Genomic DNA, 13,718 nt, shown 5'->3' with positions numbered 1-13,718 from the left:
AAGGGATGTTCCGGGTGAATCGCGGGCCGGGGGTGGACGCCGTACGGGGGAGGGACCGGGACCCGAAAGGGGACGCCCGCACGTATCCTGAAGGCCTTCCCGGGAGGCGCGGGACCGCCCTTTCGGGAGCCCTCCGACCCGGGAACCCTCCCGACTACGAAAGCGGCCAGCCATGCGCGTCTACGTCCCCCTGACCCTCTCCGGTCTCGCCGAGGCGTACAAGACGGGGGAGCTGGCGGCGGGACCGGTCGTCGCGTACGCCGTCACGCCCGCGTTGCGCGAGTGGTACCTCTCCGACGACATCGAAGAACTCGAGTACGCGGCGCTGAACCGGGCCGCGCTGGCTTCGCTGCGGTTGCTCGCGGGGGAGCCGGGGGCCGTGCGGCGGCGGGTGGTCGTCGCGGTCGACGTTCCCGACCGGGCCGCGGTCGCCGATCCCGACCGGGGACTCGATCCGGTGGCGCTCGGTGAGGTGCGGGTGTCGGGGCCCGTGGCCCTGTCCAAGGCGGCCGCGGTGCACGTGGACGCCGATGACGCCGGGGAGGACGTCTCGGCCGCCGTGGACGCGCTCGGGGCGGCCGATCACGGGGACGACGACGCGCAGTTCATCGTGGACGGGGCCGAGGACCACGAGTTGTTGTGGTTCGCGACGCAGGAGATTCCCAACCTGGTGGGGCTGGAGGACTGAGCCTGCGCCGAGGGGCGTTGTCAGTGCGGGCGGGTAGTTTCTTGGTATGGGGAAGCAGGGCGCAGCAGCGCACATCGTGTGGGACTGGAACGGGACGCTGTTCCACGACAACGCCGCGATCATCGGAGCGACGAACGCGGCGTTCGCCGAGTTGGGGTTGGAGCCGCTCACGCTCGAGCGGTACCGGGAGTTGTACTGCGTGCCGGTGCCTAAGTTCTACGAGCGGCTGATGGGGCGGCTGCCGACCGATGCCGAGTGGGAGGTCATGGACGACACCTTCCATCGGTACTACGCGGAGCACCGTGTGACGTGCGAGCTCACCGAGGGGGCGTCGACGTTGCTCGCGGACTGGCGGTCGGCGGGGCGCAGCCAGTCGCTGTTGAGCATGTATGTGCACGAGGAACTGGTGCCGCTGGTGCGGGGGTTCGGGATCGAGCCGCACTTCGTGCGCGTGGAGGGGCGGGTCGGGCCGTCCGGCGGGAGCAAGGCCGAGCACATGGTGCGGCACATAGGCTCGCTCGCGGGCGTGGACCCGGAGCGCACGGTGGTGATCGGGGACGCCGCCGACGACGCGGTGGCCGCCCTGCACGTGGGGGCGCGCGCCGTGCTCTACACCGGCGGTTCGCACAGTCGCGCCAGCCTCGAAGGGGTCGGCGTGCCCGTGGTGGACAGCCTGGAGGAGGCGGTCGAGGAGGCCGAGCGACTGATGGCGGCGTAGGCCTGCCGTCCGCGCCCGCCGCCCGGGGTGTGCGGCGCCCCTCGCCGGCGGGGCAGCCGCTTACCCGGCTCCGATCTCGCTGGTGCTGAGCTGCCTACCCGGCTCCGATCTCGTCGGCGCTGAGCCGCGTACCCGGCTCACACCTCCCACGTCATCGCCCCCGAGTCGTTCAGCCCACCGGTGCCTTCGCCCTCAGTACCTTGAGGAACTCGCGCATCCAGGCCGGGTGGTCCGGCCAGGCGCGGGCGGACACGAGGGTGCCGTCGACCACCGCCTCCGCGTCCTGGAAGGTCGCTCCGGCGGCCTGCATGTCCAGTTCCAGTGCCGGGTACGCGGTGACGCGGCGGCCGCTCAGGGCGTCTGCGGCGGCCGTGAGGAGCGGGCCGTGGCAGATCTGGGCCACGGGCTTGTCGGCGTCGAAGAAGGACTTGAGGATCTTGCGGAGTTCGGGGTCGTTGCGGAGGTACTCGGGCGCGCGGCCGCCCGGGATCACCACGGCGGCGTACTGGCCGGGGTCGACCTCCGAGAACGCGAGGTCGGCGGGCCAGGTGTAGCCGGGCTTCTCCGTGTACGTGTCGAAGCCGGGTTCGAAGTCGTGGACCACGAAGCGGAGCTGCTTGCGGGTGGGGGCCGCGATATGGACCTCGTAGCCCTCCTCGCGCAGGCGCTGGTAGGGGTACAGGACCTCCAGTGATTCCGCCGCGTCGCCGGTGACCATCAGGATCTTCGGTGTCATGTCGGTGCCGCTCCCTTCGGTGGAGCTTCGGTGGAGCTTCAGCGGGCCCGGTGGGTCCCAGGGGCCCCAGCGGGACTCCAGGCCCCAGTCGGACCCCGGTGGCCCGAGCGGGTCCCAACGGGACTTCAGAAGGACTTCAACGGGACTTCAGCGGGGCCCCAGCTCTATTCCGCCTCTGCGCCACCGTCCTCGTCAACGTGGTGCCGCAGGAGAGGGTTACCGGAGGACTGCACGTTCCCGTCCCATTCGTCCCTGTGCATACTGTCAAAGTTCCACCCCCGGTTTTGTACACATACGGCTCATGACGGGCCCCGGGTAGGGAGCGATAGCCTGGTGGCGTGATCAGCGCGATATCTCGCGGGGGCCCAGTTGCCCCTGCCTCGCGCCCGGAGCGCACGGACGACATCCGTGACCGGGCGGCGATCGCTGATCTTCATGGGCGGGACGGAGCGGCGACCGCGGCAAGCACCAGCGGAAACGCGGGCGCAAGCGGAATCGCGAGCGTTCTCCGTAGGCCGCGGACACCCCGGGGACGGACGACGCAGAGATCAGCGTCACAGTCGCCGAGGGTGCCGAGAATGGCCGATACCCCCCCGCTCATCTCTCCATGCGGCATAGCGTCGGACCAGACCGGACACCCCGCGTCACGGCGTTACGTCGGAGAAGAGACCGTACTTCCTTCTACGTCACGCAACGGCGCGCGACAGGAGCCAGAGGACAATGCAGACCAAGCTGGACGAAGCCAAGGCCGAGCTGCTCGAGAGGGCTGCCCGGGTAGCTGAGAACAGCCCGGTCGGGGGGCACCTACCGACTGGGACGACGAGCGAGGGCACTCCGGACAAGGACACCGTGCTCGCGTTCCTCCAGCGCTACTACCTGCACACCGCCCCGGAGGACCTGACCGACCGCGACCCGGTCGATGTCTTCGGAGCCGCCTTCTCCCACTACCGACTGGCCGAGAACCGCCCCCAGGGCACGGCCAACGTCCGAGTGCACACGCCCACCGTCGAGGAGAACGGCTGGACCTGCAGCCACTCCGTCGTCGAGGTCGTGACCGACGACATGCCCTTCCTCGTCGACTCGGTCACCAACGAGCTGTCCCGCCAGGGCCGCGGCATCCACGTCGTCATCCACCCGCAGTTCGTCGTACGGCGCGATCTGACCGGCGAGCTCATCGAGGTGCTGCCCGACCGCCCCACCATCGAGGGGCTGCCGCACGACGCGCACGTCGAGTCCTGGATCCACGTCGAGATCGACCGTGAGACCGACCGCGCCGACCTGAAGCAGATCACCGCCGATCTGCTGCGCGTCCTGTCCGACGTCCGCGAGGCCGTCGAGGACTGGGAGAAGATGCGCGACGCCGCGCTGCGCATCGCCGAGGAACTGCCCACCGAGCCGACCGCCGACGACCTGCGCGACCAGGAGGTCGAGGAGGCCCGTGAGCTGCTGCGCTGGCTCTCGGACGACCACTTCACCTTCCTGGGCTTCCGCGAGTACGAGCTGCACGACGACGACTCGCTGGCCGCCGTCCCCGGCACCGGACTCGGCATCCTGCGCTCCGACCCGCAGCACGGCGGTGACGACAGTCACCCGGTCAGCCCGTCCTTCGAGCGGCTGCCCGCCGACGCCCGCGCCAAGGCCCGTGAGCACAAGCTGCTCGTCCTCACCAAGGCCAACAGCCGTGCCACCGTGCACCGGCCGTCCTACCTCGACTACATCGGTGTGAAGAAGTTCGACGCCGAGGGCAACGTCGTCGGCGAGCGGCGCTTCCTGGGCCTGTTCTCCTCGGCCGCGTACACCGAGTCCGTGCGCCGTGTCCCCGTGGTCCGCCGCAAGGTCGAGGAGGTCCTCAAGGGCGCGGGCTTCTCGCCCAACAGCCACGACGGCCGCGACCTGCTCCAGATCCTGGAGACCTACCCCCGCGACGAGCTCTTCCAGACGCCCGCCGACGAGCTGCGTGCCATCGTCACCAGCGTCCTCTACCTCCAGGAACGGCGCCGGCTGCGCCTCTACCTGCGCCAGGACGAGTACGGCCGCTACTACTCGGCCCTCGTCTACCTCCCGCGCGACCGCTACACCACCGGGGTGCGCCTCAGGATCATCGACATCCTGAAGGAGGAGCTGAACGGCACCAGCGTCGACTTCACCGCCTGGAACACCGAGTCGATCCTCTCCCGACTGCACTTCGTGGTGCGGGTCCCGCAGGGCACCGAGCTGACGCAGCTCAGCGACGCAGACAAGGACAGGCTCGAGGTGCGGCTCGTCGAGGCCGCCCGCTCGTGGGCCGACGGTTTCGCCGAGGCGCTGAACGCGGAGTGCGGCGAGGAGCGCGCGGCCGAGCTGCTGCGCCGCTACGGCAGCGCCTTCCCCGAGGGCTACAAGGCCGACCACACCCCGCGTGCCGCGGTCGCCGACCTGGTCCACCTGGAGAAGCTCACCCGCGACCGGAGCAAGGACTTCGCGCTCAGCCTGTACGAGCCGGTCGGCGCCGGTCCCGGCGAGCGCCGCTTCAAGATCTACCGCACCGGCGAGCAGGTCTCCCTCTCGGCGGTCCTGCCGGCCCTCAACCGCATGGGCGTCGAGGTCACCGACGAGCGCCCCTACGAGCTGCGCTGCTCGGACCGTACGACGGCCTGGATCTACGACTTCGGGCTGCGCCTGCCCAAGTCTCTGAACGGCAACGGCGACTACCTCGGCGACGACGGCCGTGAGCGCTTCCAGGAGGCCTTCGCCGCCACCTGGACCGGCGAGGCCGAGAACGACGGCTTCAACGCCCTCGTGCTGAGCGCCGGGCTGTCCTGGCGGCAGGCGATGGTGCTGCGCGCGTACGCCAAGTACCTGCGCCAGGCGGGCTCCACCTTCAGCCAGGACTACATGGAGGACACCCTCCGAAACAATGTCCACACCACCCGGCTGCTGGTCTCGCTCTTCGAGGCGCGGATGTCGCCGGAGCGCCAGCACGCGGGTGTCGAGCTGACCGACGCGCTGATGGAGGAGCTGGACGCCGCTCTCGACCAGGTGGCCAGCCTGGACGAGGACCGGATCCTGCGCTCCTTCCTCACCCTCATCAAGGCGACCCTGCGCACCAACTTCTTCCAGGAGGCGCTGGGCGGCAAGCCGCACCAGTACGTCTCCATGAAGTTCGACCCGCAGGCCATCCCGGACCTGCCGGCGCCGCGACCGGCGTACGAGATCTGGGTGTACTCGCCGAAGGTGGAGGGCGTGCACCTGCGCTTCGGCAAGGTCGCGCGCGGTGGTCTGCGCTGGTCCGACCGGCGCGAGGACTTCCGGACGGAGATCCTGGGCCTGGTCAAGGCGCAGATGGTGAAGAACACCGTCATCGTGCCCGTCGGCGCCAAGGGCGGCTTCGTCGCCAAGCAGCTGCCCGACCCGTCCGTGGACCGCGACGCCTGGCTCGCGGAGGGCATCCGCAGCTACCGCACCTTCATCTCGGCGCTGCTCGACATCACCGACAACCTGGTAGCCGGTGCGGTCGTGCCCCCGGTGGACGTGGTCCGGCACGACGGGGAGGACACCTATCTCGTCGTCGCCGCCGACAAGGGCACCGCGACCTTCTCCGACATCGCCAACGAGGTCGCCGAGAGCTACAACTTCTGGCTCGGGGACGCCTTCGCCTCCGGCGGCTCGGCCGGATACGACCACAAGAAGATGGGCATCACCGCGCGCGGTGCCTGGGAGTCCGTGAAGCGGCACTTCCGGGAGCTGGGCGTCAACACCCAGACCGAGGACTTCACCGTCGTCGGCGTCGGTGACATGTCCGGTGACGTGTTCGGCAACGGCATGCTGCTCTCCGAGCACATCCGCGTGGTCGCCGCCTTCGACCACCGGCACATCTTCCTCGACCCGACCCCGGACGCGGAGACCTCGTACGCCGAGCGGCGGCGCCTCTTCGAGCTGCCGCGCTCGTCCTGGGCCGACTACAACACCGAGCTGATCTCGGCCGGCGGCGGAGTCTTCCCGCGGACCGCGAAGGCGATCCCGGTCAACGCGCACGTCCGCGAGGCCCTCGGCATCGAGGCCGGTGTCACCAAGATGACCCCGGCCGACCTGATGAAGGCGATCCTGCAGGCGCCGGTCGACCTGCTGTGGAACGGCGGCATCGGTACGTACGTCAAGGCGTCCTCGGAGTCGCACGCGGACGTCGGCGACAAGGCCAACGACGCCATCCGCGTCGACGGCGCCGACCTGCGGGTCAAGGTCGTCGGCGAGGGCGGCAACCTCGGTCTGACCCAGCTGGGCCGGATCGAGTTCGCGCAGCACGGCGGCAAGATCAACACCGACGCCATCGACAACAGCGCGGGCGTGGACACCTCCGACCACGAGGTGAACATCAAGATCCTGCTCAACGCGGTCGTGACCAACGGCGATCAGACGGTCAAGCAGCGCAACAAGCTGCTCGCCGAGATGACCGACGAGGTCGGCGCCCTGGTCCTGCGCAACAACTACGCGCAGAACGTGGCGATCGCCAACGCGCTGGCCCAGTCGCCGAGCATGCTCCACGCCCAGCAGCGCTTCCTGCGCTTCCTGGTCAGGGAGGGTCACCTCGACCGGGCGCTGGAGTTCCTGCCCAACGAGCGGCAGATCCGTGAGCGGCTCAACTCCGGGCAGGGCCTGACCGGTCCGGAGACGGCCGTGCTCCTCGCGTACACGAAGATCACGGTCTCCGACGAGCTGCTCGCCACCTCGCTGCCGGACGACCCGTACCTGCAGAGCCTGCTGTTCGCGTACTTCCCCACCGCGCTGCGTGAGAAGTTCCGCGAGCAGATCGAGGCGCACGCGCTGCGCCGCGAGATCGTGACGACCGTCCTGGTCAACGACACGGTCAACACGGGTGGTACGAGCTTCCTGCACCGCCTCCGTGAGGAGACGGGCGCGTCCCTGGAGGAGATCGTCCGGGCGCAGACCGCGGCCCGCGCGATCTTCGAGTCGAGCAAGGTGTGGGACGCGGTGGAGGCGCTCGACAATGTCGTCGCCGCCGACGTCCAGACCAGGATCCGGCTGCACTCGCGCCGTCTCGTCGAGCGGGGCACGCGCTGGCTGCTCAACAACCGGCCGCAGCCGCTCCAGCTCGCCGAGAACATCTCCTTCTTCCGCGAGGGGGTCGCGCAGGTCTGGGGCGAGCTGCCCAAGCTGCTGCGCGGTGCGGACCTGGAGTGGTACCAGCAGATCTTCGAGGAGCTCACGGGCGCCGGCGTCCCCGAGGGGCTGGCCACGCACGTGGCCGGGTTCTCCTCGGCCTTCCCGACGCTGGACATCGTGGCGGTGGCCGACCGCACCGGCAAGAACCCGATGTCCGTCGCCGAGGTCTACTACGACCTCGCCGACCGCCTGAACATCACCCAGCTCATGGACCGCATCATCGAGCTCCCGCGTGCCGACCGCTGGCAGTCCATGGCCCGCGCCTCGATCCGCGAGGACCTGTACGCGGCCCACGCGGCGCTCACCGCGGACGTGCTCGCCGTCGGCAACGGCACCTCGACCCCGGAGCAGCGCTTCAAGGCCTGGGAGGAGAAGAACGCGGCGATCCTGGGCCGCGCCCGCACCACCCTGGAGGAGATCCAGACCTCGGACTCGTTCGACCTGGCGAACCTGTCGGTGGCGATGCGCACGATGCGGACGCTGCTGCGGACGCACTCGTAGATCACGGTGACGCACGAGTGGATCGCGGTGACGCACGCGTGGGTCGAGGTGACCCACGCGTAGGGTCACCTCCTGGGTTCGCTTGACCCACTCGTGAGTGCACTTGTTTCACTCGATCGGATGTACATCGACGGGGCAGCCCCGGCCGGGATGGCCGGGGCTGCCCCTGTTTGTGCAGGTAGGCGCAAGCGCCTTGGCCGCCCTCTTGCCTCGCTCTTGCGGATCTCTCGGGGAAACCTGAACTGGAATTTACCTATTGCTGATAAAAGGGACAATTGTGACTGTGAACCTCTCCGAGGGGCGGGCCCGTGTAGGCCAACAGGCCCCCGCACCGCCCCAGCCCGCACCAGCCGCCACTCCTCCCGGGGCGATCGAAAGGACCCGGCGGATCGTCCTCGAACTGGTGAAGTTCGGAGCCGTCGGCGGTAGCGGTATCGCAGTCAACTTCCTGGTCTTCAACCTTCTCCTGCATGGTCTGGCGTGGGCCCCGATGGCCGCCACGGTCATCGCCAGCTGTGTCGCCATGGCCAGCAACTACCTCGGCTTCCGCTTCTTCGCCTACCGTGACCGGGCCTCGCGCACCCGGCGCCAGATCGCCCTGTTCTTCGCCTTCAGCGGCATCGGCGTCATCATGGAGAGTGCGCTGTTCTACGTCGGCTACCACGGTCTGGGCATGGACACCCCGCTCGGATCCAACCTGGCCAAGGCGCTGTCGATCGTGCTGGCCTCGGCGTTCCGTTTCCTCGTGTACCGCACCTGGGTGTTCGAACAGGTGAAACACAGCCGCTAGACAGCCGCTCGGACCCCTTTTGCGGGCGATCGGTATCCACCTAGGTGATACGCAAATGGACTAGATCGCCTAGGTTGGACCGTCAGGAATGTCTAGCATTAATAGGATGAGTGTGGATCACCCCTGCCCGCCAGCAGAAACAGCAGCCGTGCCCGCCGTGTCCGTGGTCGTGATCGTCTACAACGACGCGTCCCGGCTGACGACGGCCGTGCGCTCCGTTCTCGACCAGACCCTGCGCGATGTCGAGGTCGTCATCGTCGACGACCGCAGCACGGACGGCTCGTACGACGTGGCACAGCGACTGGCCGCCGCGCACCCGGACCGGGTCCGGGCCTTCAGGCTGCCCGAGAACAGCGGCGGCTGCGGCGCCCCCCGCAACCACGGCATCCAGCAGGCCCGCGGCGACTACGTCATCTTCCTCGACAGTGACGACGTCCTGGAGCGCAACGCCTGCCGCAACATGCTGGAGGCCGCCGAGTCCACCGGCGCGGACCTCGTCTCGGGCCTGTGCGTGCGTGTGCACGTGGACTCGCGCACCGGCAAGGAGGTCAAGTGGTACCCCTGGCTGTACGACCGCACCCGCACCCTGGAGTCCATCTCCGAGCTGCCCGACCTGCTGGTCTTCGACACGCTGTCGACGAACAAGTGCTACCGCAGGCAGTTCCTGCTCGATGAGGGCCTCGAGTTCCCGGTCGGCATCCACTACGAGGACCTGCTGTTCTCCGCGCAGGCCTACGTGGCCGCCCGCCGCATCACGCTCATCCCGAACCGGGTGTACGAGTGGCGGATCGTGGACAAGCCGAAGACGGCCGTGAAGTCCATCAGCAACCGGCGCGACGAGATCGCCAACTTCACGCACCGCATGGAGATCCACCGCCGGGTCGACCAGCTCCTGGCCGACCACGGCCTGCTGGAGCTGAAGTTCGCCAAGGACGTCAAGTGGCTCAAGCACGACCTGGTGCTGCACCTGCGCGAGCTGCCCTTCCGTGACGAGACCTACCGCCAGGAGTTCGCGCAGATCGCGCGCACCTACCTGGAGTCGATCGACCGCATCGCCTTCGACGAGATCGAGCCGATCCACGCCATCTGCGCGTACCTCCTCCACGAGGCCGACTGGGACAACCTGCTGCCCGCCGTGGACACGCTCAGCAACCGCGACAAGATCTCCTCGCCGCTCGTCGAGCACGAGGGGCGCGTGTACTGGTGCGCCGAGCACATCGAGCACGACGCCTTCGCCCGGCACGTCCTGGACGTCACCGAGCTCGGTTACCACACCAAGCCGGTCGAGAAGATGTTCTTGCGCAACGCGCTGACCGGATACGCGGAGGACGACGGCACCGTCCGGCTGGCCGGGCGCATCACCAACCCGCTCGGTGTGATCCCGCCCGACGCCCGGCTCTCCGCGCAGCTGGAGTTCTACGCCCGCCGTCCGGGCGTGCGCTTCCAGACCTTCCGCTTCCCCGTGGCCACCGTGCGGCACGAGGGCGAGGCCATCGCCTGGGAGACCTCGGCCGACCTCGCCAAGGGCCTGCGCCCGCTCGGCATCGTGGACGCGGTCTGGGACGTACGCCTCCACCTCGCCGTCGCAGGTGAGGGCCAAGGCGCGGGGACGGTCCGCACCACGACCCGGCTCACGGCCTCCGAGCCCGAGCTGGCCCAGGGGCACCTGCCCGTCCGGCCCCGCCTGACCCGGCTGGTCGCCGACCGCATCGAGCCCGAGGTCTCCTCCCGCGGCCACCTCTCCTTCCGGCTCGTCCCGGACAAGAAGGCCAGCGAACTCGTCCAGCGCGGTGTGCAGGGCCCGACCGGGCGGCTCGCCAAGACCGGCTACCGCAAGGCCAAGGCGCTGCGCAAGGAACTCACCTCCGGCGACACCAAGCTCCGCGTCTACCACGACGTGTTCAGCCGCCTGCCCGTCAAGAAGGGCCTCGTCGTCTTCGAGAGCCACCTGGGCCGGCAGTACAGCGACAGCCCCAAGGCCATCTACGAGGAGATGCGCCGCCAGGGCCTCCAGTTCGAGGCCGTGTGGGCCTACGCGGACAGTCCCCAGGGCTTCCCGGACGACGCCACCCTCGTACGCCGCTGGTCGCTGCCGTACCTCAAGGCGCTCGCGCAGGCCGAGTACTGGGTCGACAACCAGAGCTACCCGCTGAAGGTCACCAAGCGGCCCGAGACGACGTACATCCAGACCTGGCACGGCTCGGCGCTCAAGCGGATGGGCTTCGACGAGCCGGAGTGGAAGCTCAAGTCCCGCGAGGAGCAGGCCGAGCAGCAGCGCACCCTCGACCGCTTCGACCGCTTCCTGATCCGCTCCGAGCACGACGTGCGCACCCTCGCGCGGGCGTTCCGGCTCCAGGAGCGGACGCTGCTGCGGGTGGGCTACCCGCGCAACGACGCGCTCGTCCAGGCCAAGCAGCGCGAGGGGGCCGCCGGGCACCGGGAGCGCGGCGCCCTGGCGGCCGAGTTCGGCATCCCGGAGGACAAGCAGATCCTGCTGTACGCGCCGACCTTCCGTCAGCGCGGTGGCAAGCGCCGGTTCGAGCTGCCCTTCGACGTGGAGCGCTTCGCCGACACCTTCGGCGACCGCTATGTCCTCCTGGTCCGCTCGCACTACCTCAACCACGTCGTGCTGCCGCCCTCCGTGCGCGGCCGGGTCATCGACGTGACGGACTACCACGACATGACCCCCCTGCTGGCGCTCGCCGACGGTCTGATCACCGACTACTCGTCCGTGATGTTCGACTACTCCCTCCTCGACCGCCCGATGTTCTTCTTCACGTACGACTACGACGAGTACGTGCACGAGGGCCGCGGAACCTACTTCGACCTGCTGGAGAGGGCCCCCGGCCCGGTCGTCCGCACCGAGGACGAGCTGCACGCGGTCCTGGACTCGCTGGAGGAGCAGAAGGTGAAGTACGCGGCCCCGCGCGAGCGGTTCGTCGCCGACTTCGGCGAGTTCGACCAGGGCAACGCCGCGCAGAGCATCGTCGACCAGTTCTTCTCCCAGTGGAGGCGCGCGTGACCGCGTACAGCGAGCGGGACGTCTTCTTCGTCTCCAACAGCGTCGACGAGCTCGGCGGCGTGACCAGCTGGTCGCACCAGATGGCCCGGCTGTTCACCGAGCGCGGCCACCGCGTCCACGTCATCGGCATCACCGAGCCCGCGGTCGTCCAGGAGCTCGGCGAACTCCCTTACCCCACCACGACGTTGTACGACGTACACCCGCCGCGGGTGGGCTCCGCGCGCGGCATCAAGGGGCGGCTCAACGTCGCCGAGCGCAGGCTGCGTGTCGAACGGGCCACCGGAATGCGCGAGCAGGCCGCCAAGCTGACCCGGCTGTTCCAGGCCGCGCGGCCCGGCGCCGTCGTGATCGTCACGCAGGTGTGGGCGATGGAGTGGGTGGAGCTCGCCGACACCACCGGCCTGACCGTCATCGGCATGAGCCACGAGTCCTTCGCGTACTCGAAGGCGACCTCGCGCTTCGGGCGGGTGCAGAAGCACTACAAGGACGTCGACCGGATGCTCGCGCTCACCCGCGAGGACGCCGACCTGTGGATCCGCCAGGGCCTCGACAACGCGTCCTTCATGCCGAACCCGATCCCCTTCATGCCCGAGGTGCCCTCCTCGCGGACCGAGAACGTCGTCGTCAGCGTCGGCCGGCTCTCGGACCAGAAGGGCATCGACATGCTCCTCGACACCTGGGCCGAGGTGGCGCCCCGCCATCCCGACTGGACCTTGCGGATCTTCGGTTCCGGCGAGGACGAGGAGATGCTCAAGAAGCAGTGCACCGCCCTCGGCCTCGACGACTCCGTCGAGTGGATGGGCCGCACCGGCGACGTACCCGGCGCCCTGCGCGGCGGTTCCGTCTTCGTCCTGTCCTCCCGCGGCGAGGGCTTCCCCCTCGCCCTCATGGAGGCCATGGCGACCGCCCTCCCGTGCGCCGCCTTCGACTGCGCCCCCGGCGTCCACGAGATCATCGAGGACGGCGTGGACGGTCTGCTGGCGGCCCTGGGCAACACCGGCGAACTGGCCCGCCGTCTCGACACCCTGATGTCCGACAAGGACCTGCGCGACCGCATGGGCGAGGCGGCCCGCGTCAACATCCAGCGCTACACGACGGACGAGATCGTCCGCAGGTGGGAAGACCTCTTCACCTTCTTGGAGAGGTAGAAGCGAATTCGGTGGGCCGGTCGATTCCGGCCCACCGAGGCGCGCCCAAAGGGGCGCGGGGAACTGCGCGCTCAGCCACGTACGACCCGCAGCCGACAGCACACAGTTCCCCGCACCCCCTGAGTCGCCCCTACTTCCCCGTGAACTTCTCGTACTCCGCGAGCACGTCCTCCGTGGGCCCGTCCATCCGCAGCTCACCGCGCTCCAGCCAGAGCACGCGGTCGCAGGTGTCCCGGATCGACTTGTTGTTGTGGCTCACCAGAAACACCGTGCCCGCGCTCTTGCGCAGCTCCCGGATCCGCTCCTCGGAGCGCTTCTGGAAGGAGCGGTCTCCGGTGGCGAGGGCCTCGTCGATCATCAGCACGTCGTGGTCCTTGGCGGCCGCGATGGAGAACCGCAGCCGCGCCGCCATCCCGGAGGAGTACGTCCGCATCGGGAGGGTGATGAAGTCGCCCTTCTCGTTGATGCCCGAGAAGTCGACGATCTCCTGGTAGCGCTCCTTGACCTGCTCGCGGGACATGCCCATGGCGAGCCCGCCGAGGTAGACGTTCCGCTCACCCGTGAGGTCGCTCATCAGGGCCGCGTTGACGCCGAGCAGCGAGGGCTGACCGTCGGTGTAGATCTTGCCGTTCTCCACGGGAAGGAGGCCGGCGACCGCCTTGAGCAGGGTGGACTTGCCCGAGCCGTTGGTGCCGATCAGACCGATGGCCTCGCCGCGATAGGCGGTGAAGGACACGTCCTTGACGGCGTGCACCTTGCGTACGCCCGCGGCCTTCTCGGCCTGCTTGCGCCGCAGCATGCGGTTGAGCGCGGCGGTGGCGCTGCCCCGTCCCGCACCCGTGCCGTTGACCCGGTAGACGATGTCCACGTGGTCGGCGACGACGGTGGGGACGAGCGCCTCGGCGCTGCCGACCGCATCCTGGGGCCGGGCGTCCTGCGTGAGGGTGTCAGCCAT

The 13,718-nt window shown here is 69.1% G+C and carries 8 protein-coding genes; 6 read left to right on the top strand and 2 right to left on the bottom strand.

The features are described from left to right. The first annotated feature begins 172 nt into the window (after window positions 1–172). Complete coding sequence (locus FNV62_RS21835) at window positions 173–688, top strand: DUF6912 family protein (RefSeq protein ID WP_054229599.1); 516 nt, start codon at window positions 173–175, stop codon at window positions 686–688. A 46-nt stretch (window positions 689–734) separates the two neighbouring features. After that, entirely contained in the window at window positions 735–1,406 is a 672-nt protein-coding gene (locus tag FNV62_RS21830) for an HAD family hydrolase (RefSeq protein WP_054229600.1), read from the top strand. A gap of 169 nt (window positions 1,407–1,575) precedes the next feature. Here FNV62_RS21830 and FNV62_RS21825 read toward each other — a convergent pair whose 3' ends face one another. Further along, on the bottom strand, window positions 1,576–2,142 hold the full coding sequence (locus FNV62_RS21825) for a DJ-1/PfpI family protein (RefSeq protein WP_054229601.1): 567 nt from the start codon (window positions 2,140–2,142) through the stop codon (window positions 1,576–1,578). 720 nt (window positions 2,143–2,862) lie between these two features. Here FNV62_RS21825 and FNV62_RS21820 point away from each other — a divergent pair. From FNV62_RS21820 to FNV62_RS21805, 4 genes are all read left to right on the top strand, one after another. Continuing rightward, complete coding sequence (locus tag FNV62_RS21820; RefSeq protein WP_097284962.1) at window positions 2,863–7,803, top strand: NAD-glutamate dehydrogenase; 4,941 nt, start codon at window positions 2,863–2,865, stop codon at window positions 7,801–7,803. Window positions 7,804–8,086: 283 nt separating this feature from the next. Continuing rightward, window positions 8,087–8,593: a GtrA family protein gene (locus tag FNV62_RS21815; protein WP_143601832.1), complete on the top strand. Its 507-nt coding sequence runs from the start codon at window positions 8,087–8,089 to the stop codon at window positions 8,591–8,593. Window positions 8,594–8,699: 106 nt separating this feature from the next. Then, window positions 8,700–11,615 carry a CDP-glycerol glycerophosphotransferase family protein gene (locus FNV62_RS21810; RefSeq protein ID WP_144315551.1) on the top strand — a complete coding sequence of 972 codons (2,916 nt, stop codon included), beginning with the start codon at window positions 8,700–8,702 and terminating at the stop codon, window positions 11,613–11,615. Beyond that, the gene (locus FNV62_RS21805; RefSeq protein ID WP_225900327.1) at window positions 11,612–12,763 is read left to right on the top strand and encodes a glycosyltransferase; all 1,152 of its coding nucleotides are present in this window, start codon (window positions 11,612–11,614) and stop codon (window positions 12,761–12,763) included. The genes FNV62_RS21810 and FNV62_RS21805 overlap by 4 nt, the downstream gene beginning before the upstream one ends. 130 nt (window positions 12,764–12,893) lie before the next feature. On the opposite strand, the gene FNV62_RS21800 is transcribed toward FNV62_RS21805, so the two are convergent. After that, on the bottom strand, window positions 12,894–13,718 hold the full coding sequence (locus FNV62_RS21800; protein WP_179858537.1) for an ABC transporter ATP-binding protein: 825 nt from the start codon (window positions 13,716–13,718) through the stop codon (window positions 12,894–12,896).

Origin of the sequence: Streptomyces sp. RLB3-17 (assembly GCF_007113425.2) — a bacterium.
GTDB lineage: Bacteria > Actinomycetota > Actinomycetes > Streptomycetales > Streptomycetaceae > Streptomyces > Streptomyces mirabilis_D.
This window is presented reverse-complemented; position numbering and strand designations above follow the sequence as displayed.

Bases quoted from the DNA above. Each gene is read 5' to 3' on its own strand.
- FNV62_RS21835 (WP_054229599.1), top strand. From the start codon at position 173: ATGCGCGTCTACGTCCCCCTGACCCTCTCCGGTCTCGCCGAGGCGTAC.
- FNV62_RS21830 (WP_054229600.1), top strand. From the start codon at position 735: ATGGGGAAGCAGGGCGCAGCAGCGCACATCGTGTGGGACTGGAACGGG.
- FNV62_RS21825 (WP_054229601.1), bottom strand. From the start codon at position 2,142: ATGACACCGAAGATCCTGATGGTCACCGGCGACGCGGCGGAATCACTG.
- FNV62_RS21820 (WP_097284962.1), top strand. From the start codon at position 2,863: ATGCAGACCAAGCTGGACGAAGCCAAGGCCGAGCTGCTCGAGAGGGCT.
- FNV62_RS21810 (WP_144315551.1), top strand. From the start codon at position 8,700: ATGAGTGTGGATCACCCCTGCCCGCCAGCAGAAACAGCAGCCGTGCCC.
- FNV62_RS21800 (WP_179858537.1), bottom strand. From the start codon at position 13,718: ATGGCTGACACCCTCACGCAGGACGCCCGGCCCCAGGATGCGGTCGGC.